18 protein-coding genes are annotated in these 25,013 nt (G+C 44.1%); 14 read left to right on the top strand and 4 right to left on the bottom strand.

Annotated elements, in window-relative coordinates:
* Nucleotides 1-83 precede the first annotated feature (83 nt).
* From aspS to fucP, 10 genes are all read left to right on the top strand, one after another.
* A complete protein-coding gene (aspS, locus tag HPS54_RS09895; protein WP_172345292.1) occupies nucleotides 84-1,844 on the top strand; it encodes an aspartate--tRNA ligase in 1,761 nt (586 codons plus the stop codon).
* 138 nt (nucleotides 1,845-1,982) lie between these two features.
* Nucleotides 1,983-2,282: a winged helix-turn-helix domain-containing protein gene (locus HPS54_RS09890; RefSeq protein WP_172345291.1), complete on the top strand. Its 300-nt coding sequence runs from the start codon at nucleotides 1,983-1,985 to the stop codon at nucleotides 2,280-2,282.
* Between the two features lie 60 nt (nucleotides 2,283-2,342).
* Nucleotides 2,343-2,669, top strand: coding sequence for a hypothetical protein (locus HPS54_RS09885; RefSeq protein WP_172345290.1), 327 nt, complete (start codon nucleotides 2,343-2,345; stop codon nucleotides 2,667-2,669).
* Between the two features lie 1,129 nt (nucleotides 2,670-3,798).
* The gene (locus HPS54_RS09880) at nucleotides 3,799-5,298 is read left to right on the top strand and encodes a xylulokinase (protein ID WP_172345289.1); all 1,500 of its coding nucleotides are present in this window, start codon (nucleotides 3,799-3,801) and stop codon (nucleotides 5,296-5,298) included.
* A gap of 49 nt (nucleotides 5,299-5,347) precedes the next feature.
* Nucleotides 5,348-6,664, top strand: a complete 1,317-nt coding sequence (gene xylA, locus HPS54_RS09875) for a xylose isomerase (RefSeq protein WP_172345300.1) — start codon at nucleotides 5,348-5,350, stop codon at nucleotides 6,662-6,664.
* Between the two features lie 230 nt (nucleotides 6,665-6,894).
* Nucleotides 6,895-7,956: a mannose-1-phosphate guanylyltransferase gene (locus tag HPS54_RS09870; protein ID WP_172345288.1), complete on the top strand. Its 1,062-nt coding sequence runs from the start codon at nucleotides 6,895-6,897 to the stop codon at nucleotides 7,954-7,956.
* A 37-nt stretch (nucleotides 7,957-7,993) separates the two neighbouring features.
* Nucleotides 7,994-9,076 (top strand): GDP-mannose 4,6-dehydratase, encoded by a 1,083-nt coding sequence (gmd, locus tag HPS54_RS09865; protein ID WP_172345287.1) that lies wholly within the window; start codon nucleotides 7,994-7,996, stop codon nucleotides 9,074-9,076.
* Nucleotides 9,077-9,079: 3 nt separating this feature from the next.
* Nucleotides 9,080-10,180, top strand: a complete 1,101-nt coding sequence (locus tag HPS54_RS09860; protein ID WP_172345286.1) for a GDP-L-fucose synthase family protein — start codon at nucleotides 9,080-9,082, stop codon at nucleotides 10,178-10,180.
* A gap of 139 nt (nucleotides 10,181-10,319) precedes the next feature.
* Nucleotides 10,320-12,092: an L-fucose isomerase gene (fucI, locus tag HPS54_RS09855; protein ID WP_172345285.1), complete on the top strand. Its 1,773-nt coding sequence runs from the start codon at nucleotides 10,320-10,322 to the stop codon at nucleotides 12,090-12,092.
* Between the two features lie 206 nt (nucleotides 12,093-12,298).
* Nucleotides 12,299-13,615, top strand: coding sequence for an L-fucose:H+ symporter permease (gene fucP / locus HPS54_RS09850; RefSeq protein ID WP_172345284.1), 1,317 nt, complete (start codon nucleotides 12,299-12,301; stop codon nucleotides 13,613-13,615).
* 282 nt (nucleotides 13,616-13,897) lie between these two features.
* On the opposite strand, the gene HPS54_RS09845 is transcribed toward fucP, so the two are convergent.
* Nucleotides 13,898-14,536, bottom strand: a complete 639-nt coding sequence (locus HPS54_RS09845) for a TetR/AcrR family transcriptional regulator (protein ID WP_172345283.1) — start codon at nucleotides 14,534-14,536, stop codon at nucleotides 13,898-13,900.
* A gap of 154 nt (nucleotides 14,537-14,690) precedes the next feature.
* Here HPS54_RS09845 and HPS54_RS09840 point away from each other — a divergent pair, with 154 nt between their 5' ends.
* Entirely contained in the window at nucleotides 14,691-16,979 is a 2,289-nt protein-coding gene (locus HPS54_RS09840) for an NADP-dependent malic enzyme (protein WP_172345282.1), read from the top strand.
* 129 nt (nucleotides 16,980-17,108) lie between these two features.
* On the opposite strand, the gene tilS is transcribed toward HPS54_RS09840, so the two are convergent.
* From tilS to HPS54_RS09825, 3 genes are read right to left on the bottom strand one after another with little or no spacing between them, the layout of a single operon-like run.
* Nucleotides 17,109-18,455 (bottom strand): tRNA lysidine(34) synthetase TilS, encoded by a 1,347-nt coding sequence (tilS, locus tag HPS54_RS09835; protein WP_172345281.1) that lies wholly within the window; start codon nucleotides 18,453-18,455, stop codon nucleotides 17,109-17,111.
* On the bottom strand, nucleotides 18,445-19,626 hold the full coding sequence (locus HPS54_RS09830; RefSeq protein ID WP_172345280.1) for a class I SAM-dependent rRNA methyltransferase: 1,182 nt from the start codon (nucleotides 19,624-19,626) through the stop codon (nucleotides 18,445-18,447). The genes tilS and HPS54_RS09830 overlap by 11 nt, the downstream gene beginning before the upstream one ends.
* Nucleotides 19,619-20,257, bottom strand: a complete 639-nt coding sequence (locus tag HPS54_RS09825; protein WP_172345279.1) for a 3'-5' exonuclease — start codon at nucleotides 20,255-20,257, stop codon at nucleotides 19,619-19,621. Before HPS54_RS09825 ends, HPS54_RS09830 begins: the two co-directional genes overlap by 8 nt.
* A gap of 133 nt (nucleotides 20,258-20,390) precedes the next feature.
* Here HPS54_RS09825 and HPS54_RS09820 point away from each other — a divergent pair, with 133 nt between their 5' ends.
* From HPS54_RS09820 to HPS54_RS09810, 3 genes are read left to right on the top strand one after another with little or no spacing between them, the layout of a single operon-like run.
* Complete coding sequence (locus HPS54_RS09820; RefSeq protein WP_172345278.1) at nucleotides 20,391-22,820, top strand: FtsK/SpoIIIE family DNA translocase; 2,430 nt, start codon at nucleotides 20,391-20,393, stop codon at nucleotides 22,818-22,820.
* A gap of 14 nt (nucleotides 22,821-22,834) precedes the next feature.
* Nucleotides 22,835-23,437 carry an outer membrane lipoprotein periplasmic chaperone LolA1 gene (lolA1, locus tag HPS54_RS09815; RefSeq protein ID WP_172345277.1) on the top strand — a complete coding sequence of 201 codons (603 nt, stop codon included), beginning with the start codon at nucleotides 22,835-22,837 and terminating at the stop codon, nucleotides 23,435-23,437.
* Between the two features lies 1 nt (nucleotide 23,438).
* Nucleotides 23,439-24,941, top strand: a complete 1,503-nt coding sequence (locus tag HPS54_RS09810; RefSeq protein WP_172345276.1) for a DUF5687 family protein — start codon at nucleotides 23,439-23,441, stop codon at nucleotides 24,939-24,941.
* Nucleotides 24,942-25,013: the final 72 nt, after the last annotated feature.

The raw sequence follows: 25,013 nt of genomic DNA, 5'->3' as shown, positions 1-25,013 counted from the left end.
CTTATTTAATAGTTAGCATTAATAATCTTTTGTTTGTTCTACATTTTTTTATAATTTTGCATATCAAAATATATAGAACACTTATGTATAGAACGAACACATGTGGAGAACTGCGTATCTCTGATGTAGGCAAGAACGTAAAACTTGCCGGATGGGTGCAGCGTAGCCGTAAAATGGGAGGTATGACTTTCGTTGATTTGCGCGATCGTTACGGTATAACTCAGTTGGCTTTCAATGAAGAACTCGATGCCGATATATTTGCCAAGGCGAATAAACTTGGTCGTGAATATTGTATTCAGGCAATCGGTACTGTAAGTGAAAGGCAGAGCAAGAACAAAAATATTCCTACCGGTGACATTGAGATAATCGTTTCAGAATTGTCGGTTCTCAGTGAAAGTCTTACACCTCCGTTTACAATAGAGGACAATACGGACGGTGGAGACGACATACGTATGAAATACCGTTATCTTGATTTACGCCGTCCAGCTGTACGTGCTAATTTGGAGTTGCGTCATCGCATGACTATACTTATACGCAATTTTCTCGATTCAAAGGACTTTATAGAAGTGGAAACACCTATATTGATAGGTAGTACTCCGGAGGGAGCACGTGATTTTATAGTTCCTTCCCGTATGAATCCGGGACAATTCTACGCATTGCCGCAAAGTCCGCAGACACTGAAGCAGTTGCTTATGGTAAGTGGATTTGACAGATACTTCCAGATTGCAAAATGTTTTCGTGATGAAGATCTGCGTGCAGACCGTCAGCCGGAATTTACACAGATAGACTGTGAAATGTCTTTCGTTGATCAGGATGATGTGATAAACCTTTTTGAAGACATGGCACGCCACTTGTTTAAAGAAGTGCGTGGAGTGGATCTTCCTGAAAAGTTACAGCAGATGACGTGGCATGACGCAATGCGCCTGTATGGAAGTGATAAACCGGATATACGTTTCGGTATGGAATTCGTGGAACTTATGGATACTCTGAAAGGCACGGGCTCGTTCTCGGTATTCAATGATGCAGCATATATCGGTGGCATTTGCGTACCCGGTTGTGCGAACTATACGCGTAAACAGCTTGATCAGTTGACGGATTTTGTTAAAAGACCTCAGGTTGGCGCCAAAGGACTTGTGTATGTTAAGTATAATGAGGACGGAAGCATTAAAAGCAGTATAGATAAATTTTACGCTCCCGAAGTATGGAACAGTCTGAAAGAAGTAATGGGGGCAAAAGAAGGTGACCTTGTTCTTATACTTAGCGGTGATAATGCAAATAAGACACGGGTTCAGTTGTGCAGTTTACGTCTGGAAATGGGTGATCGTCTTGGTCTGCGTGACAAAGACAAATTCGAATGCTTGTGGATTGTCGATTTCCCGTTGTTTGAATGGAGTGATGAAGAGCAGAGACTGATGGCAACTCATCATCCGTTTACAATGCCTAATCCGGATGACATACCTTTGTTGGACGAGCATCCTGAAAGAGTGCGTGCAATGGCATACGATTTTGTATGCAATGGCATTGAAGTAGGAGGAGGAAGTCTGCGTATTCATGACTGTAATTTACAGGAGAAGATGTTCAATATTCTCGGCTTTACTCCTGAGAGGGCAATGGCTCAGTTTGGTTTCCTTATAAATGCGTTTAAGTATGGAGCACCTCCGCACGCCGGATTGGCTTTTGGTCTGGATCGTTTCGTATCGATAATGGCTGGGCTTGACAGTATACGTGATTGTATTGCATTCCCAAAGAATAACAGCGGTCGTGATGTAATGCTTGATGCTCCTTCTGCCGTTGATGTAAAGCAACTTGACGAATTGCAAATTAAAGTTGATTTAGGTCAATAGATTTGTTGGCAAATGTGTTAAAATACTGTATAAACGTAATTTATTTGTAGGAAAATACTACCATTTCGTGCCAAAGCATTATATTTGCAGCACAATTAATCGAAAGATTGAAATAAATAGAGGTCTAAATTAATTATTATGGCAGAAAAGAAAGTAGCAGCAACAAAGGCTGCAACAGAGAAGAAGACAACGGTAAAAAGAGCATGTGCTACAAAAAAGACAATTGCAAAGAAGACAGCGGTTGTTATTAATGCGGAAAACGTTGGTTTTAGAGCAGGAGACGTTTATCAGGCACTTGCTGCAGCAGGGAAATCACTTAGTGTTGCAGAGATAGCAAAAGTTGCCAATATATCAACAGAAGAAGTTCTTCTTGGTATAGGTTGGTTGTTTAAAGAAGGTAAGGTTAAAGAACAGGAAGATAAGATTGTTCTTGCTTAACAGTAAAGATAATATTTAAAGAAAGGTCGGTAAATTATTGTTACCGACCTTTTTTCAAAAATGGACTACGAGCGCGATATACTGAATATTCTGAAAGAGGCAGGCACCGAGGGACTTTGTGTTCACAAGATAGCCCGTCATGTCTTCAATACACATAACTCATTCTTCGGAACGTTATGTTTTGAAGATGTCTATCGCTATGTCAAGCAGTATCTGTATAAAAACAGCAAGACTCGCAGTTCGATAATCGAAAAGACCGGTGTCCGTGGTTTTTATCGTCTTAATGTGACATCCGGGGATAGGGGACAGCTTATGTTTCTGTTCGAGGATGAGAAAGAAGAGGAAGCACCCCGAAAGGTAGAGGACACTTCATTGTCTTTGTTTTGATATTGTTATAAGATAATGTGGGTTTGATTATTTAAGAAGGAATATGAATAAATCAACTTCACGTTGATGTGTGTTTTCAATTTATCTTATTATTTTTAGCACCCTCTTTCCCTTACGCCCCAATTCTAAATTATCAATTATCAATAATTAGTTATATCAGTCTTTTTCCTTTCTTTTTGATTTTTCATAACCCCGAAATACTGCGATATTCTGAAACAAGAAGCTTGTTGGAGCCAAATAACGCCTAAATTCGCGTGCAGGCAGAATGTGTTTGATATCAATATGTTACGACTAAAAACAAGTATATGTGCATTGTTTGGGATACGAAAGTTGCCTGATTACGTTTCAAAAGCAGCCCTTTTAGACTGCAAAAGGCGGCATTTCAGACTGCAAAAGCACGTACTTTCCCCTCTTTTGCACGTGCTATTCTTATAAAAAGCACGTTCGTTTATAACAAAATGCAGGACCGTTCGTCATTTACTATTACTATTAACAGATTTTAATACGTAGAACAAGACTTTCAGACGACGTTTTTAATTTGGCAAAATAACACGAAAATCAAATTATAATTGACAATTTGTAATTTATAATTCGCGTGGTTTTGGTGGATTTATCCATCCACGTTATTCACGTAAAGTATGCCACTTTAGCTTGTAATGTGCGTAACATCACGCTGCAAAGTGCGTAATATCACGCTGCAATGTGCGTAGGTTTACGGTGTGAAGTGGCGCACTTTATGAGATTGCAAGGAATGGAGGGTATAATCAGGAATGGCATTTGTGACACTTGTGACAATTATGACGCCATTTCTTATAACATTCTATATATTAATAAATACCCTTCCTTTAAAGGATACATATTTTATATTCCACAGCTCTTTATATAGAAAAGTGTCATAAGCGTCACAAGTGTCATAGGAAACCCCATTTAGTGGATATTTCTCGCGACAGATATAAGGGATATCAATATGGCGACAGTGCCGTCAATGCCATTGATGTGCCTGTTGGTCTTGGCGGGAAAAGCTGGAAATATTCCGGAGTTTGATGATTATATATTAAAATAGCGGTAAAAAAAGGAGGGGAATGTTGTTTGTTGTACGTACTATGTATAATAAAGTAATATTACGATTATGTCAAAACAATATTTATTAGGACTTGATATCGGCAGTTCGTCTGTAAAGGCATCGCTTGTCGATATTGATAATGGTCTGTGTGCAGCTTCCGCTTTCTATCCGGAGAAAGAAGCTCCGATAATGGCTAAGAAGATAGGATGGGCAGAACAAGAGCCTCAAATGTGGTGGGATAACGCCAAGTTGAGTATTAAGAAGATCATGTCGGATGCAAATGTCAAAGGTTCTGACATAAAGGCAGTGGGTATTTCATATCAGATGCATGGTCTTGTTTGTGTAGACAAAGAACAACAGGTTTTAAGACCTTCTATAATATGGTGTGACTCGCGGGCTGTTCCCTATGGCGACAAGGCTTTCAACGAGATTGGTTCTGAGCAGTGCCTTTCGCATCTGTTGAATTCGCCCGGCAACTTTACGGCTGCCAAACTGGCGTGGGTAAAGGAGAACGAGCCGCAGACGTTCGAGCGTATAGACAAGTTCATGTTGCCCGGAGACTATATCGCCATGCGCTTGACCGGTGTAGCAAATACTACGATAAGCGGACTTAGCGAGGGCATGCTTTGGGACTTTAAGACAAAGAAACCGGCAGATTTCCTGTTGGATTATTATGGCTTTGACAGCAAAATGGTGCCCGATATTGTCCCGACTTTCAGCATTCAGGGTGAGATAAACGCCGTTGCCGCTGCAGAGCTGGGGCTTGCAGAAGGAACTCCGGTAAGTTATCGTGCCGGCGACCAGCCCAACAACGCTCTCAGTCTGAATGTTTTTAATCCGGGCGAGATTGCATCTACGGCAGGAACATCTGGTGTGGTATATGGCGTTTTGGGTGACATAAACTATGATAAGAAGAGCCGTGTCAATACGTTTGCCCATGTAAACTACTCGAAAGACCTTGACCGTCTTGGAGTGTTGCTTTGTATAAACGGTACCGGTATATTGAATGCCTGGGTAAGAAGGAATATCGCGCCAGAGGGTATATCATATGCAGAAATGAACGAAATGACAGATTCTGTTTCGATTGGAAGCGATGGCGTCACTATTATTCCGTTTGGCAATGGTGCGGAAAGAGTGTTGGAAAACCGTGAAGTGGGATGTTCTGTCAACGGCATAAACTTCAACAAGCACGGCAAGGCTCATCTTATGCGTGCCGCACAGGAAGGCATAGTGTTCAGTTTCTGTTATGGAATGGAGATAATGCAGCAGATGGGCATGGATATACGTAAGATACATGCAGGAAAGGCAAATATGTTCCTGAGCAAGTTGTTCCGCGATACACTGGCTGGAGTAAGCGGTGCTACAATCGAGCTGTATGAGACAGACGGAAGCATCGGTGCTGCAAAAGGCGCCGGCATAGGTTGCGGCATATACAAGAACAACGATGAAGCTTTTGCCACATTGAACAAGCTTGCCGTCATAGAACCCGATGAGCACTTGCGTTCAGAATATCTTGAAGCATATTCCAAGTGGAAATGCCGGTTGGAGAGCATGATCAAGAATTAAAACACGATACTAAGTAATAATATAGTTTTTATAAATATTAAAACACAAGATTATGGCTAAAGAGTATTTTCCAGAAATCGGACAGATAAAGTTCGAAGGTAAAGACAGTAAAAATCCTATGGCTTACCGTTATTATGACGCAGAAAAGGTTGTAATGGGTAAGAAGATGAAGGACTGGTTGAAGTTTGCAATGGCTTGGTGGCATACACTTTGTGCAGAAGGTGGCGACCAGTTTGGAGGCACAACAAAACAGTTCCCATGGAACGGTAACCCCGATAAGGTTCAGGCTGCCAAAGATAAGGCTGATGCCGGTTTTGAGTTTATGCAGAAAATGGGAATCGAATACTACTGTTTCCATGATGTAGACCTGTGCACAGAGGCAGACACAATAGAAGAATATGAAGCAAATCTGAAAGAAGTTGTTGCATATCTGAAGAAGAAGCAGGAAGAAACCGGTATAAAACTGCTGTGGGGTACGGCAAACGTATTCAGCCACGCACGTTATATGAACGGTGCTGCTACAAATCCTGATTTTGATGTTGTTGCACGCGCAGCCGTTCAGATAAAGAATGCCATCGACGCAACAATCGAACTCGGCGGTACAAATTATGTATTCTGGGGCGGTCGTGAAGGCTATATGAGCTTGTTGAATACAGACCAGAAACGTGAGAAAGAGCATTTGGCACGTATCCTCACAATGGCACGCGACTATGCACGCAGCAAGGGATTTACAGGCACTTTCCTTATTGAACCGAAACCAATGGAACCGACAAAGCATCAGTATGATGTTGATACGGAAACAGTTGTTGGTTTCTTGAAAGCACATGGACTGGAAAAAGATTTCAAGGTTAATATTGAAGTAAACCATGCAACACTTGCCGGTCATACATTCGAGCACGAATTGGCAGTGGCTGTAGACAACGGCATGCTCGGTTCTATCGATGCTAACCGCGGAGATTATCAGAACGGTTGGGATACAGACCAGTTCCCGATAGACAACTATGAACTTATTCAGGCAATGATGCAGATTATCCGTAATGGAGGTCTTGGTAACGGCGGTACAAACTTCGATGCGAAGACACGCCGCAACTCAACCGACCTTGAAGATATCTTCATTGCTCATATTGCAGGAATGGATGCAATGGCGCGTGCATTGGAGAATGCTGCTGATCTCATTGAGAACTCTCCGATATGCAATATGGTCAAGGAGCGCTATTCTTCTTTCGATGCAGGTAAGGGTAAGGAGTTTGAAGAGGGCAGGATGTCTCTCGAGGAACTTGTTGCATATTCAAAGCAGACAGGTGAGCCTAAGCAGACTTCAGGCAAGCAGGAACTTTATGAGGCAATAGTAAACATGTATTGTTGATAAAGTAGTTTCTATTTGATATAAATCCGGTTGTATGGTAATACTTATATACCATATAACCGGTATTTTTTGTAGATATATAGTTCTGTATAGAATACTTTTTCGTATATTTGCATCAAAGAATTGGCACAGCCATTGCGCACCGGACTTTTGTCCGACACTTGCCATTATTTTTCTGCGAATATTAAAATAAGTATATTTGCACATTATTAATATTAGATTTAATTATTATGTCTTGTATGAACAATCATCTTGTTATAATGGCAGGTGGAGTCGGCAGCAGATTTTGGCCGATGAGTACGAAAGAATGTCCAAAACAGTTCATAGACGTGCTTGGGGTAGGGCGCTCTTTATTGCAACTTACGTTCGACCGCTTTAAAGAAATCTGTTCTCCTGCAAATGTCTGGGTTGTCACCAATAAGAGTTATGTGGATATTGTCAAGCAACAATTGCCGGAGATACCTGAAGGCAATATCCTTTGTGAGCCTTGCCGACGTAATACGGCTCCATGTATCGCATACGTAAGCTGGCGCATAAAGTCGGTGGATCCGTGTGCAAATATAGTGGTGTCTCCTAGTGACCATATCGTTACTAATGTCAAAGAGTTTGAAAGGGTTATAAAAGGCAGCCTTGATTTCACTGCAAATTCTGATGCTATATTGACTCTCGGAATGAAACCCACGCGTCCCGAGACAGGTTATGGATATATTCAGGCAGACATGTCTTTGCCATCGTCTGCAAACAATGAGATATTACGTGTAAACTCATTCCGTGAAAAACCCTGCCTTCAGATTGCCCGTGAGTATATCAAGGACAGCAGTTTCCATTGGAATGCCGGTATTTTTGTGTGGAATGTCAATACCATCGTAAAGGCGTTCCGTGAGTTTTGTCCTTCAATAAGCGATATTTTTGAGAGTATAGATGTTTATGGAACGGATAAAGAGCAGGATGAGATAGACCGTAAGTTTCCGATGTGTGACAACATATCTGTGGATTACGCAATAATGGAGAAGGCAAAAGACATATTTGTATATCCTGCGGATTTTGGTTGGAGTGACCTCGGCACTTGGGGTTCTCTGCTTCAGTTGTCGCCAAAAGATGCCGACGGCAACAGTATAATAGGCAGTGATGTTTCGTTGTTTGACACACATAACTGCATTGTACATACATTGGGCGACAATAAGATTGTGGTGCAAGGACTTGACGGGTATATCGTTGCAGAAGGAAAAGGAAAAATTCTTATATGCAAACTTTCAGAAGAGCAGCGCATAAAGGAATTTTCAGGAGAATAAATCAAATAGTTTTTTATATAACAGGTAATTAAAGAAAATGAAAAAAGTTGCATTGATAACAGGTATAACGGGTCAGGACGGGTCGTTCCTTGCCGAGTTTCTTATAGACAAAGGTTATGAGGTGCATGGATTGCTGCGCCGTTCGTCATCGTTCAATACAGGGCGTATCGAGCACTTGTATCTTGACGAGTGGGTACGCGATATGAAAAAGTCCCGTTTGGTCAACCTCCATTGGGCGGACATGACGGATTCATCTTCTCTTATACGTATCATCGGTGAGACAAAACCCGATGAGATATACAATCTTGCAGCACAAAGCCATGTAAAGGTTTCGTTTGACGTTCCCGAATATACGGCTGATACAGATGCCGTAGGGACGCTTCGACTGCTTGAGGCCGTGCGTATTTGCGGACTGGAAAATACATGTCGCATTTATCAGGCTTCCACTTCCGAACTTTACGGAAAGGTTCAGGAAGTGCCGCAAAGCGAGACAACACCGTTCTATCCGCGTTCTCCGTACTCGGTTGCAAAGCTATACGGTTTCTGGATAATGAAGAACTATCGTGAAAGTTACGACATGTATTGCTGCAACGGCATTCTGTTCAATCACGAGAGCGAGCGCAGAGGTGAGAATTTCGTTACACGTAAGATAACTCTTGCGGCGTGCCGTATAGCCCAGGGCTATCAGGACAAACTTTATCTTGGTAATCTTGACGCCCTTCGTGACTGGGGATATGCCCGTGACTATGTAGAGTGCATGTGGCTTATCCTTCAGCAACCGCAACCGGACGACTTTGTCATTGCAACGGGAGAGATGCATACCGTACGCGAGTTCTGTACACTGGCATTCAAAGAGGCGGGTATGGAACTGCGCTGGGAAGGCGAAGGCGTCAACGAAAGGGGTATAGACGTGGAGACTGGAAAAGTGCTTGTCGAGGTCGACCCCAAATATTTCCGTCCCTGTGAGGTTGAACAATTGCTTGGAAATCCTGCGAAAGCAAGGAAACAATTAGGTTGGAACCCGACGAAGACAACATTCCCCGAACTTATAAAGATTATGGTAAAGCATGACATGAAGTTCGTCAAGAAGATACATCTTAAAGCACAGATAGAGGATTAAGCCATGTTGGATAAATCATCTAAAATATATATAGCCGGTCACAACGGGCTTGTCGGTTCGGCTATATGGAACAACCTTGAACAAAGAGGTTACAGAAATCTTGTGGGCAGGAGCCATAAGGAACTGGATTTGTTGGATCCTGCAGCTGTAAAGGTTTTCTTTGACGAAGAACAACCGGATGCCGTAGTGCTTGCGGCAGCCCATGTCGGCGGTATAATGGCAAACCTGCAGTATCGCGCGGACTTCATTTACGAGAACCTGCAGATACAGCAGAACGTCATAGGTGAGAGCTTTCGTCATGGTGTAAAGAAACTCCTGTTTCTCGGAAGCACATGTATCTATCCACGTATGGCATGTCAGCCAATGGCAGAAGACGCATTGCTTACTTCGGAACTTGAATATACAAACGAGCCGTATGCAATAGCAAAGATTGCAGGCTTGAAGATGTGCGAGAGTTTCAGCATACAATACGGCTGCAACTATGTAGCCGTGATGCCGACAAACCTGTATGGACCCAATGACAACTTTCATCTGGAAAACAGCCATGTGTTGCCGGCGATGATAAGAAAAGTGTATCTTGCGAAGTGTCTTAACGAGAAAGACTGGGATGCAGTGCGCAAGGACCTTGACCTCAGACCGGTAAACGGTGTTTGCGGAAGCAATACCGATGAAGAGATACTTGCAGAGTTGAATAAATTCGGCATAACTCCCGAGTCCGTAACCCTGTGGGGTACAGGCAAGCCCATGCGTGAGTTCCTTTGGAGCGAGGACATGGCGGATGCAAGTGTGCATGTCCTTCTCAATGTAGATTTTAAGGATACATATCCCGAAGGATGCAAGGAAATACGCAATTGCCATATCAATGTTGGCACGGGACTTGAGGTCACCATACGTGAAGTGGCAGAGAAAGTCGTTGATACAATAGGCTTTAAAGGACTTTTGTTGTGGGACGATACAAAGCCGGACGGAACTCCGCGCAAACTTACAGACGTTACAAAACTTCACAGTCTTGGCTGGCATCACACCGTGGATATAGACGACGGAGTGGCAATATTGTACGAATGGTACAGAAAAGGCATTTGTATCAATCATCAGACAATATAATCTAAAAGGCAGATTCTTATTTAAAGAAATCTGCCTTTTTTATTTGTGCTGTTATGAATAATTAGTATTTTTGTGTGTTACAAAACACCTATGACAAACATCTTGATAAATAAATATTAATTTAAAGCTTAAATAAGAAATGAAAAACTATCCCAAAATTGGTATTCGTCCTATCATTGACGGTCGTCAGGGCGGTATACGCGAGAGTCTTGAAGACAAGACAATGAATCTTGCAAAGGCAGTTGCCGAACTTATATCAGGTAATTTAAGAAATGGAGACGGTTCTCCCATAGAGTGTGTAATAGCAGATGGTACCATAGGTCGTGTGGCAGAGGCTGCCGCATGTGCTGAGAAATTCGAGAAATGCGGTGTAGGAGCCACAATCTCCGTTACATCATGCTGGTGCTACGGTTCGGAAACAATGGATATGAACCCTCATTATCCCAAGGCCGTATGGGGTTTTAACGGTACGGAGCGCCCGGGTGCCGTTTATCTGGCAGCCGTTCTTGCAGCTCATGCACAAAAGGGACTGCCTGCATTCGGCATATACGGACACGACGTTCAGGACCTCGACGACAACAGCATACCCGAAGACGTTGCTGAGAAGATATTGCGCTGGGCACGTGCGGCACAGGCTGTGGCAACAATGCGCGGCAAGTCTTACCTCTCGGTGGGCAATGTTGCGATGGGTATAGCAGGCAGTATCGTCGATGCAGACTTCCTTCAAGAATATCTTGGCATACGTGCCGAGCAGGTGGACATGACCGAAGTGTTGCGCCGTATACAGCTTGGGATATACGATAAGGACGAGTATGAGAAAGCCATGGCTTGGACAAAGAAATACTGTGTGCCCAATGAAGGCTTTGACAAGAACCGGCCCGAGAAGCAGAAAGACCGCAAGGGCAAGGACGAGGACTGGGAGTTTGTTGTCAAGATGACCATGATTATCCGCGACCTCATGACCGGAAACCCGAAGTTGCTTGAGGCAGGATACAAGGAAGAGGCATTGGGACACAACGCCATAGCAGGCGGTTTCCAGGGACAGCGCCAGTGGACGGACTTCCTGCCTAACGGAGATTTTAGCGAGACAATACTCAATACATCGTTCGATTGGAACGGTATACGCGAGGCATACGTATTTGCAACGGAGAACGACTGCTGCAACGGACTTACGATGTTGTTCGAACATCTGCTTACAAACCGTGCCGCAATATTCTCCGACGTGCGTACATACTGGAGTCCGGAGGCTGTGAAGCGTGTAACAGGCAAGGAACTTACAGGGCGTGCATCTGGCGGTATGATACACCTTATCAACTCCGGAGCTACAACACTTGACGGAACCGGATACAGTACAGATGCCGAAGGAAATCCTGTAATGAAACAGTGCTGGGAGATGACAGACAAGGATGCCGAGGCTTGTCTTGCTGCAACAAACTGGTGTCCGGCAGACAGAGACTATTTCCGTGGCGGAGGTTTCTCTTCAAACTTCCTTACAAAGGGAGGAATGCCCGTAACTATGGCACGTCTGAACCTTGTGAAAGGACTTGGTCCGGTGCTGCAAATCGCCGAGGGATGGACGGCAGACGTTGATCCGGAGATACACGAGGTGCTCAACAAACGTACCGATCCCACATGGCCTACAACATGGTTCGTGCCGCGTCTTTGCGACAAACCCGCTTTCAAGGATGTATATTCCGTGATGAACAACTGGGGTGCCAATCATGGTGCGATAAGCTACGGACACATCGGTGCCGACCTTATCACGCTTGCATCAATGCTCCGCATACCGGTTTGCATGCACAATGTGGACGACGACAAGATATTCCGTCCTGCCGCATGGAACGCTTTCGGTATGGACAAGGAAGGTGCGGACTTCAGGGCATGTGAGAATTTCGGTCCTGTCTATAAATAAAAAACATGGCGGGGCTGTGTTAAAAACAAGAAGATAAAGGAATATAGTAGAAGTTATGTGGCTGACGCCACGGAAGATATGGGACAATTGTCTTGGATCAGGCAATAAAGCATACGTCTTTTATCTACTCTTATCTTCTCATGTCTCCCTTTATCTCCTTATTGACACAACCCCGTTCTTCTTTTTATGCCTTAATAAAATACAGCATGTCAAAACAATCTATATTAAGTAAAGACGGGGTAAGTTATGTCCTCCCGTTTATTCTTGTCACGTCATGTTTCGCGCTCTGGGGCTTTGCCAACGACATTACCAACCCTATGGTAAAGGCTTTTTCAAAGATATTCCGCATGAGCGTCACCGACGGGACGCTGGTTCAAGTAGCGTTCTATGGCGGTTATTTTGCCATGGCGTTTCCTGCCGCCATGTTCATACGCAAGTTCTCGTATAAATCTGGAGTACTCATGGGACTCGGTCTTTATGCTTTTGGTGCGTTTCTTTTCCTTCCGGCAAAGATGATAGGAGCTTTCGAGTATTTTCTCATAGCATATTTTATCCTTACATGCGGCTTGTCTTTTCTCGAAACCAGCTGTAATCCGTATATCCTGTTTATGGGTACGGAAGAGACGGCGACACGCCGGCTTAATTTCGCACAGTGTTTCAATCCCATGGGGTCGCTTCTCGGCATGTATGTTGCAATGAACTTCATACAGGCGCGTCTTGATCCGCGCGACACCGATGCAAGAGCATTGCTCGACGATGCAGAGTTCAACGCGCTGAAAGAGGCAGACCTCTCTGTGCTGATAACTCCGTATCTTATCATTGCTGCCGTAATAGCGGTGATGTTCGTTGTTATTTTCTTGGTGCGCATGCCAAAGAACGGCGATCAGAGTCATGACATAAACTTCATACCTACGCTTAAGCGCATCTGCGGAATAAAGCGTTATCGCGAAGGAGTGATAGCCCAGTTCTTCTATGTGGGTGCCCAGATAATGTGCTGGACGTTCATTATACAGTATGGAACGCACTATTTCATGCAGGAAGGCATGAGTGAGCGCGATGCAGAAGTGCTTTCCCAACAGTATAATATATGCGCCATGGCACTGTCGTGCGGCGGACGTTTTATATGTACATATTTCCTTAAGTACATAAATCCCGGAAAGCTCCTCGCAATACTTGCCTTTGGGGCAATACTGCTTACCGCCGGCGTTATATGCTTCCAGAACCGTTACGGCATATATTGCCTTGTGGGCATCAGCGGATGTATGTCTCTTATGTTTCCCACTATATATGGAATAGCTCTTCAGGGACTTGGCGACGATGCAAAGTTTGGTGCGGCTGGTCTTATCATGGCGATACTCGGCGGCAGCGTGCTGCCTCCTTTGCAGGCTTCGGTAATAGACATGAAGGAAGTATTCTCGCTTCCGGCTGTCAACGTGTCGTTCATCCTGCCGCTAATATGCTTTGCCGTGGTGGCTGCATACGGTTTGCGTATGTATAGATATAGGGTGTCCGGCAAGTCATGATATGACACCTGAAAAGTAAAAACTGTTGTGAAATAATAAAAGCAATAGGGTTACGATTCAAAAAGCATAGCTTTACCATGTGTAAAGCTATGCTTTACGACCTCTAAAGCATAGCTTTATTTTCACCTGTTGTAAGATGTTGATTTACAGTATGTTGCTTCTCGCCTTTCAAAGGTCGTGTTTTGTTGTGCGAAATGCCTCCTTTTGCAACCTGAAAAGCCGTCTTTGGGACGGCGAAAGGTCGTCTTTCGTCTTTTAATATAAAATATGTGCTGTTCTCTGTTATCGGTTTTCAGCAAGAAATTTGTCAAGCTGTCTGATACCTTTCTCTGTGCAACATCCGCGTATCATCAGCAATATGAGATTATGGAAAATCTCTTTTAATGAGTATTTTCTGTACATTTCCGTTTCTATTACATGTTTCATTGTGATGTTGATAAACTTGGATATAATCTCTATATTGAATGAAGGCATGAAGAAACCGTGCTCAATACCTTTAAGAAAAAAGTCATGCCTGTCTGATTTGTTATCGCTGTGATGAGTCCTGTGCAGATAGTCGACAACGGTGGGGTATTTGTTTATGTCACAGAAAAAAGCAGGGCTTGTGGTGTCAAGCTCGTGTAATTTGTTCTTTATGAAATACACAATGATGTCTATCTCGTTTTCAGCTTTATCGGCATAGCATTCAAGATCTTGTTCAAGACGTTCATCATTGTATTTAATACATTCAAGCAACAGTATCTCCTTGTTGCCGTATATTTCATATAACGTGCGCTTCGATATCGACAGATTATTGGCTATGTCGTCCATCTTGATTTTCTTTACGCCGTTTTTCTTGAAAAGTTCCATCGCGGTTTCAAGTATCTTGCGTTTCAGACCGTTTCTGCCGTCGGATGTATTGTTTATCTTATTTTTATGCATAAGAAATACGTTTTCATCGCAAAGTTAATAAATTATTTTAAAATCTGTTCGTGTTATCGTGTTTTTTATTACTTTTGCAAGAGTTATTTACTAAAATAATAATAGTCTGAAAGCGACTGTTTCTTATTAGTTTTTCCAACGATTATCAATAATTATGGTTAAGATTTCAAAAGAAGCTGCACTGGAATATCACGAATGTGGCAGACCGGGCAAGATAGAAGTAAAGCCTACGAAGCCTTACAGTACACAAACCGACCTCAGTCTTGCATATTCTCCCGGTGTGGCATATCCTTGTCTTGAGATAGAAAAAAATCCTGATGACGCATATAAATATACGGATAAGGGAAACCTTGTTGCCGTTATCAGCAACGGTACTGCCGTGCTCGGACTTGGAGATATAGGCGCAATGAGCGGCAAACCCGTAATGGAAGGAAAGGGACTGCTGTTTAAAATATACGGTGGAATCGATGTTTTTGACATAGAGGTGGCAGAAAAGGATCCGGAAAAGTTTTGTGAGGCAGTGGAGAAGATTGCTCCGACTTTCGGAGGCATAAACCTCGAGGATATCAAAGCGCCCGAATGTTTCTATATAGAAGAGCGTCTCAAACGCACACTCGACATTCCCGTGATGCACGACGACCAGCACGGCACGGCTATAATATCGGCCGCCGGACTTAAAAATGCTCTTGAGGTGAACGGCAAGGATATTTCCAAGGTGAAAATCGTTGTAAACGGTGCCGGAGCAGCGGCAATATCATGTACCAAACTGTACGTTGCCCTCGGAGCAAGGACAGAGAACATACTCATGCTCGACTCGAAAGGAGTAATTACGAGCGATCGTGAGAATCTTACAGAGCAAAAGAAACAGTTTGCAACCGACCGCCGCGATGTGCATACGCTTGAGGAAGCGGTTAAGGGAGCCGACGTTTTTGTGGGCTTGTCTAAAGGAAACGTGCTGACACAAGACATGGTGCGCTCCATGGCAGATCAGCCTATTGTCTTTGCACTTGCCAATCCCGTACCGGAAATATCATACGAAGATGCCATGGCAAGCCGTCCCGACGTGCTCATGAGCACCGGACGTTCCGACTATCCCAACCAGATAAACAATGTGATAGGTTTCCCTTATATCTTCCGTGGTGCGCTTGACGTTCATGCAACGGCTATCAACGAAGAGATGAAACTGGCTGCCGTGAATGCCATTGCAGATCTTGCCAAGCAGCCTGTGCCTGATGTGGTGAACGATGTGTACAAGGTAAATAATCTTACGTTCGGTCCCTTATACTTCATACCGAAGCCTGTCGACCCGCGACTTATAACAGAAGTTTCGGCTGCTGTGGCAAAAGCGGCAATGGACAGTGGTGTGGCGCGTACGCAGATAACGGACTGGACGGCATACAAGCAGCAGTTGCGCCAGTTGCTCGGGCAGGAAACAAAACTCACACAGAAACTTTATGACACTGCACGCAAGCATCCGCAACGCGTGGTGTTTGCCGAAGGCCTGCATCCCACAATGCTCAAGGCTGCCGTACAGGCAAAGGCGGAGGGAATATGTTGCCCCATATTGCTTGGCAATGACGAGCGGATAGAGAAACTTGCCAAAGAGCTTGAACTAAGTCTTGACGGCATAGAAATAGTAAACCTGCGGCATGACAATCAGAGTGAGCGCCGTGAACGCTATGCAAGGATATTGTCTGAGAAGCGTCAGCGTCAGGGCTATACATTCGAAGAGGCAAACGACAAGATGTTCGAGCGCAACTATTTCGGTATGATGATGGTGGAAACAGGTGAGGCAGACGCATTTATAACAGGTCTCTACACTAAATATTCAAATACCATAAAGGTTGCAAAGGAGGTTATAGGCATACGTCCCGAGTACAAACATTTCGGCACAATGCACATCCTTAACACAAAGAAAGGAGTGTATTATATCGCCGATACGCTTATCAACAGACATCCCAACCAGGAGGTTCTCATGGATATTGCGAAGCTTAGTGCCATGACGGTGCGCTTCTTCAACGAGACTCCCAAGATTGCGATGATAAGCTATTCTAACTTCGGTACCGACGAGGGCGGAAGTCCGGCTATGGTTCATGCTGCCGTTGAGGAGATGCAGAAGCAGTATCCCGACCTTGCGATAGACGGAGAGATGCAGATTAACTTTGCGTTGGACAAGGAATTGCGTGACAAGAAGTATCCTTTCTCACGTCTTAACGGCAAGAATGTAAATACTCTTGTATTCCCAAACCTCAGCAGTGCCAACAATGCCTACAAGCTGTTGCAGGCGCTTGACATGGATGCAGAGATAATCGGGCCGATACAGATGGGGCTTAACAAACCAATACACTTCACCGATTTCGAATGTTCGGTAAGGGATATCGTCAATATCACTGCCGTTGCCGTGATAGATGCCTATGTATATAAGATAAAGAATAAATGCTGACGGGTATGTCACGAGGGTGAATAGCAGATTTATATACAAGATATAAATACACCGGAACATGGAGATTGTTGGAAAAATCCCTGTTCCGGTGTCTTTGTTCCTGTTGGAAAATATGTTGAATGTATGCTCTTACACAATGCTGATGACAATTATGTCGCCGGTGTCATCGGTTATTCTGAACCTGTTGTCGGCGCGTTCGTTTACAAGCCACACTATTTTTCCTGATGCATCTTCAACAACAAGTTGTCTTTCTTTGTCAAACAACGATTTCTTTCTGTCCGTAAGATAGTTGCTGACAAGCTTTGAACCTTTCATTCCGAACGGGCAGAAGCGGTCGCCGGGTGCAGCATTGCGTAGGGTGAGGGGGAACTTCAACTTTGAGGCATCGGCATAAATATGGTTCGAAGCAGGTATTATCCTAAAGTCGGGAGTGCGTTTCACCGCCTCTATTCTTAATTTGACGTGCCTGTTGTATATGTATGTTCCGGTTTCGGGCATGGCCATGACCTTCTTTTCCGTCTCATCATTCTTTTCTATGATAATGTCATTGCGGTCTATAAGCAGCCGGTGTGTCTTCGAAAAGAATTTGCGTCCCGATGAAGATGCCGCTGTTGTCGCATATATCTGCTCTGTCTGTGCAGGTGTATATCCGTATTCCTTTAATATCGAATACAGTGTATATTCCGGTGAAATCTGTGTTTTCAGTTTTTCAATGTCAATACGGAGACCTTTTCCGTCGTTATGTACCGTTTCCCTGTAAGCCTTGTCGATATGCCTGTCTATGATGTTCAGGGCATCGTCGACAATCTGTGTTGTCTTGAAAATGTTGTCGCAAACCGACGGGTTTATGTCTTTCAGCATCGGGATGATATCGAGTCTTATCTTGTTTCTGACAACATCGTTTATCAGATTTGTGCTGTCTGTTACGTATGTCTTGCCTGCTGTTTTGAGAAAACATTCTATCTCCGCCCGCGACACACACAGCAAAGGGCGTATTATTCTGCCGTTTACGGCACTGATGCCTTTAAGTCCGTGCAGTCCGGTGCCGCGTATAAGGTTGAGAAGGAGTGTCTCTACGGAGTCATCGCGATGATGTGCCACGCAGATACCGTCGGCACCGATGTCTTTGCGCAGCTGCTCGAAGTAGGCATAACGCAGGTTTCTTGCAGCCATTTCGATGCTTATTTTGTGCAGTGCGGCGTATTCTTTTGTGTCAAAATGAACAAGATGAAGTTTTATTCCTTCACTCTTGCACAGGTCTGTGCAGAACTTCTCGTCTCTGTCCGACTCATCTCCGCGCAAATTGAAGTTGCAGTGTGCGGCTTCAATGTCATATCCCAAATATTTCAGGACATACAATAAAGTCACGCTGTCCGCACCTCCGGACAGCGTGACTATGTATTTCCCGTCTTTATGCAGAAGCTGTTTTTCTGCGATGAAACCGGATATTTTATTGATAAAAGGCTTATTCGACATACAATACCAGACCTTTAAGATACTCTCCTTCGGGATGATAGATGTTTATAGGGTGGTCGGCAGGCTGGTGCAACTGATGTATAATCCTTACTTTTCGTTTGGATATGGCAGCCGCAGTGAACACCGCGTTTCTGAAATGTTCCTTTGTAACAACCTGACTGCAACTGAATGTGAAGACAATTCCGCCCGGTTTTATACGTTCGAATGCCTTTACATTGAGCCTTGTATATCCTTTCAGTGCGTTTCTAAGTGCCGTTCTGTGCTTGGCAAAGGCAGGAGGGTCGAGTATTATGAGGTCGTACACATCCTTTGCATTGTCCAGAAACTTGAACGCATCCTCGCAAAAAGCCTTGTGCCTGTCGTCATCCGGGAAGTTGAGACTTACGTTTGCGTTTGTCAGTTCCACTGCCTTTGCACTGCTGTCCACCGAATGTACGAGCTTTGCTCCTCCGCGCATTGCATAGAAAGAGAAGCCGCCTGTATAGCAGAACATGTTGAGTACGCTGCGGTTCTTTGCGTAGTGTTCGAGCAGACTGCGGTTATCCCGCTGGTCAACAAAGAACCCTGTTTTTTGCCCTTTAAGCCAGTCCACATAAAACTTCAGTCCGTTTTCCATTGCAATGTTGTCATTGCTTCCGCCATATATGAAGCCGTTTTCCTGTCCGAGTTCCGCTTTATAGGGCAGTGTGGTCTCACTTTTATAAAAGACATTCTCTATTCTGCTGCCCATAACATCGGTCAATATGCGTGCTATGGTGTTTCTGTGGATGTGCATGCCTACGCTGTGCGCCTGCATTACGGCTGTCTTGCCGTAGCAGTCTATTACAAGCCCGGGCAGATTGTCACCCTCTCCGTGTACAAGCCTGTAGGTGTTGTTGCGGGCATTGTCTGCAATTCCGGCACCGATGCGCATGTCCAAAGCCTGTTTCAGCTTGTTTTTCCAGAATTCATCGTCTATTTCCACATCGTCGAAAGACAGCACTCTCACGGCGATACTGCCTATCTGGAAATGTCCTGTTGCGATGAAATCGCCGTTTTCTGCGATTATTCTCACCGTTTCACCTTCTTCTATTCCATCGTCGGTGTGGTGTATCGCACCGGAAAACACCCATGGATGAAATCGGCGCAGGCTTTCTTCTTTCCCCTTTTTCAGGTATATGTTCTTATACATTGCTTATATTGTTTTCTTCGGTTATAACAAGTTCGTAGTCTTTTGTACGTTCTATCCTCATCAGTTCTTCATAAAGCATGATGCATGCCCATGCATCGGTGGCTGCATACAGCTTTTGTCTGTCGGACAATATGTCGCATTCCCAGTTTGTAAGCCTTTGGTTCTTGCTTATCTTCTCGTGGAAGAAGTTGGCATAGAGTTTCTGAAGGCTGAGGTCTTCTATGCCGATTTCGCCTACACGTTGCTGCAGATCGATGAAATTTCCGGGTTGGAAGTCGGCACATCTGTGGAGAGAGAGGATGTCATCATGCAGTGATACGCCGACTTTGGGCACACTTTGATCCTCCAACAGTCTTATTATTGCCGGTGTCATTCCTGTATGGTTCAGTCTGAAAAGGAAACATATATCATGCGTGGACACTTGAAGCAGGGACACTTTGTAGGTTCTTCCTTTCTTGAAAGACGGACGTGTTTCGGTGTCAATGCCCAATATGTCGTGTGAAAGCAGGAACTTTACAGCCTTTTCTGTTTCCTCCGGAGATATGATGACTATTATGCGGCCACCGAAAACAGCCTGTGGCAATTCTGCTATCTTTTTCTTGTCAAACCTATTGTATAAAACTTTTTTCATCCAAGTGATTTATAACGATGTGCAAAATTAGAAAAAAAAAGCGATTTTATGGCTCTTTCTAGGTTTTTTCAGTTACTTTTGCATTTAATATATTCAACTCTTTTATAAAAATAATAAATCATTATATTTCCGGATGGCTAAGAAAAAGAATACCCGTAAGACAGGGTTTAGCGAAATAATGGGTATCAGCAACATATTTCAGAATGATATTTTTAATTTCATATTCGGTATATTAATATTGTTGTTGTCTGTATTTCTTGTAATTGCATTCATATCTTATATAATATCGGGACAGAACGATCAGAGCATTATCCTTGATCTTAAACCCGGTGAATGGAGCAACAGCGAAAGGGTTTTCCATAACAGTTGCGGTTCGCTCGGTGCCTTTGCCGCATATTTCTTCATGTCAAGGTGCTTTGGATTTGCCGCATTTGTCATTCCTGTGTTTATGGCTTTGCTCGGACTTAAAATGGTAAAGGCATATAATGTAGGGCTGCTTAAATGTTTCATGTGCCTCACCATTATCATGCTTTGGTCTTCAGTGGCATTATCCAAGTTTCTTGCTCCGTTTGCCGGAGACCTCATTTTCAGCCCCGGAGGCGACCACGGACTGTTTTGTTGTCAGTGGCTTGAAAATGTCATTGGCGTTCCAGGACTGATGGCTGTGTTGTTTCTTGTGGCAATAATGTTCCTTACATATATAAGCAGTGAGACCGTAACGGTTGTCAGAAAACTGCTTAACCCCGTAAGTCTCATAACAAACAAGGTTAAGTTTAGAGTCAGGGTAGGGAATGAGAGTGATGAAAACACTGCGGATAATGAGGAAAAGAAGATACCGTATGTTGAAGATCCGGAAGTTTTTGATGACCCGCAACCTCAGACAGTAGACTTTGGCAATGCCGGTATGGCTTCGGTTCCGGTGATAGAAAACCGTATCAAGGCGGATTTAGGCAATGTAGAAGAGCCCGGATTTACAGTGAAGGAAACGGAGACAGAAGAGGGAGCCGATGATAAAACGCTTGTTACCGAACCGGATATCAACACTCCGATAAACCCAAAAGAACCGTGGACAAAGTATAAATACCCCACACTCGACCTGCTTAAGAAATATGACAATGACGGCAAGCCTTACATTGACATGAAGGAACAGACGGCAAACAAGAACCGTATTGTAGAGGTATTGAACAACTTCGGCGTACAGGTACGCACCATTACAGCCACTGTAGGTCCGACAATCACACTGTACGAGATAACGCTTGAGGACGGCATACGCGTTTCAAAGATACGTAATCTTGAGGACGACATTGCACTGAGCCTTTCGGCTTTGGGCATACGTATAATCGCACCGATACCCGGAAAGGGTACTATCGGTATCGAAGTGCCCAATGCAAAGCCCAACATCGTGTCCATGGAGAGTATCCTGAACTCGCGTAAATTCCAGGAAACGAAAATGGATCTGCCCATAGCGATAGGCAAGACTATTACAAACGAGGTGTTTATGGTGGACCTTGCAAAGATACCCCACTTGCTTGTAGCCGGTGCAACGGGACAAGGAAAGTCCGTCGGACTTAATGCCATTATTACATCGTTGCTGTATAAGAAGCATCCCAACGAACTTAAACTCGTACTTATCGACCCCAAGAAGGTGGAGTTCAGCATATATTCGCCTATCGTAAATCATTTCCTTGCAAAAGTCTCTGATGACAACGAGGAGCCTATAATAACAGATGTGACAAAGGTTATACGTACGTTGAACAGTTTGTGCCGACTTATGGATACACGTTATGACCTGCTTAAGTCTGCCGGTGTGAGAAATATCAAGGAATATAACGAGAAGTATGTAAACCACAGGCTTAATCTTACGCATGGTCATGAATACATGCCCTATATAGTAGTCATAATAGATGAGTTCGGCGATCTGATAATGACTGCCGGAAAGGAGATAGAACTGCCTATTGCACGTATCGCTCAGTTGGCGCGTGCCGTAGGTATCCACATGGTTATTGCCACCCAGCGTCCTACAACCTCTATCATAACGGGTAACATCAAGGCAAACTTCCCGGGACGAATGGCATTCAGAGTGGGGGCTATGATAGACTCGCGTACCATTCTTGACCGTCCCGGAGCAAACCAACTCATCGGTAGGGGTGACTTGCTGTTCCTTAACGGCAACGAGCCGACACGCGTTCAGTGTGCTTTTGTTGACACTCCTGAAGTAGAACGCATAAATCAGCATATAGAACAGCAGCCCGGACCGGTAGAGCCGATGGAACTTCCCGAGCCAATACAGGATGACGGCTCCGATATGGGTGGCGGTTCTATGGACGTACAGAACCTCGATCCGCTGTTTGAAGAGGCGGCACGCGCAATTATTGCCACGCAACAAGGTTCTACAAGTATGATACAAAGGCGCTTTTCCATAGGCTATAACAGGGCGGGACGACTTATGGACCAGATGGAAAAGCTCGGCATCGTCGGTGCCGCTCAGGGCGGTAAGCCGCGCGAAGTGTTGATCCAGGATGAGAATAGTTTGACTAATGTTATCAACAATATAAGAAACTGACAGGAGATTAAGGTATGAAAAGATTTGTATTTTTATTGACTTTGACGGTCTTTTCCTTGTGCATGTCTGCACAGACACAGGTTCAGGCACGTAAGATATTGGACAAGACGGCTTCAATTGTCGGCAGAAAGGGTGGGGCGTCTGCCTCTTTTACGATAAAGGGAAAGCATGGAAACGCTTCCGGAAGAATATCCATAAAAGGCAATAAGTTCACGGCACGTACTTCCGATGCTATTGTTTGGTTCGACGGAAAGACGCAGTGGACATATATGAAAAGCTCGCAAGAGGTGAATGTGAGCAATCCCACCGAGGCCCAGCAGCAGGCAATGAACCCTTATAAGTTTATAACATTGTATAAGAACGGCTTTAACCTTAGCATGAAAAATGTTGCTTCCGGCTGGCAGATACATCTTGTTGCCACCAACAAAAGCCGTTCGATAAAGGAGATGTATATTACAGTAGGCAAGGATTATCTGCCCAAGGAAGTGAAGATGTTGCAGTCTTCCGGCTGGACAACCGTTGCCATTTCCGGTTTCAAGGCTTCCAACATCAGTGACAGTGCGTTCCGTTTCAATGCACGAGAGTTCCCTCATGCCGAGATAATAGACTTGAGATAAGATGAACCGCTTTCAGCTTTTCAGGATATTGCGCCGTCACATACGGTTGTCAGAGAGGCGCAGCATGGTGTTTGAGCAGAACAGGGTGGCAAAGTTTGTCATGTATTTGCTTGCTGCGTTCATGTATGTATACATGCTGATGATTTCCGTTATGCTTGCTGTTGTGGCAAACGACTCCGAAACACTCACTTCATACGAGTTCATATTTGCACTTATGCCATTCCTGCTTGTGCTGGACTTCTTCTTCCGTTTTATCGGACAGCAGACCCCTTCGCAACTTGTAAAGCCGTATATGCTGCTGCCCATGCCCAAGTATGCGTGCGTGGAGTCTTTCGTTCTGTCAAGTATGGTGTCTCTAAACAATCTTCAGTGGATGCTGATAACCGTTCCTTATGCCATAATGACAATGCTTTTCAGTGAAGGATTGCTTGTGTCGCTTTGTTTCCTTATCACTTTCCAGCTCATTGTCATAATCAACAGCCAGTGGTATATGCTTGTGCGTACATTGCTTAGCGTAAGCATGCTGTGGTGGCTGTTGCCGGCTGCGGTCTACGCCTTGCTGTTCATGCCCTGGTACTTGGCGGACATAGACAATTTCTTCGATATTTTCTCGTATGTCGGCAGATGCTTCGCCGATTATAATCCGTTGGCATATACCATCCTTTTTGCGGTTATCGCGGCATTCTTCTTCATAAACAGGAAGATGCAATACCATTTTACGTATATCGAGAGCGGTAATGTGGAGAAGACAAAGATGAAGAATGTGACGGAACTTTACGCGCTCGACCGTTTCGGGGAATTGGGAGAATATCTTAAACTTGAGGTAAAAAGCATAATGAGAAACAAGAACATGCGTCGCTCATTCATTGTCTCCACATGTCTTATCACGGGTCTTAGCATGCTGATATCGTTTACTGATTTCTATGAATACAACAGTTTCTCGCACGATTTCTGGATAGTATACACATTTGTATTATACGGTGCGACCACGTTGATAAAGATAATGAGTGCCGAAGGCAACTATATGGACGGTTTAATGTCGCACAAGGAGAATATTTTCTACCTGCTGAAGGCAAAGTATTATTTCCATGGTACGATGCTGTTGCTGCCGTTTTTGCTGATGACACCTGTCGCTTTTGTAGGCAGATGTTCGTTCCTGATGCTCTTTTCCATGATGATTTTCACGGTCGGACCCATTTATTGTATGCTCATGCAAATGGCTGTATATAACAAGCAGACCATTCCATTGAACACAAAATTCATAAGCAAGGGGAATATGGAGACCAACTATTTCCAGATTGTGGCAGAGATGATAGCCTTGTTCATGCCTGTCATACTTATTTCTTTGCTCAGGGTTGCGTTAAATGAGGTTACGGCATATCTCCTGCTTTTGGTTACAGGACTTGCATTCATTGCCCTGTATAATCTCTGGATACGCAATATTTACAAGCGTTTTATGAAACGGAGGTATATAAATATGGAGGCTTTCCGTTATACAAAGTGAGTATACGAGAGCGAAGAAACAGTATAAAAGTATAAATGATGTCCGATGAATTGAAATAAGTAGTAAAGGCTT

The sequence above is a fragment of the Xylanibacter caecicola genome (assembly GCF_013166515.1).
GTDB lineage: Bacteria > Bacteroidota > Bacteroidia > Bacteroidales > Bacteroidaceae > Prevotella > Prevotella caecicola.
Note: the sequence above shows the minus strand (reverse complement) of the source record. Positions and strands in the feature narration are given on the sequence as shown.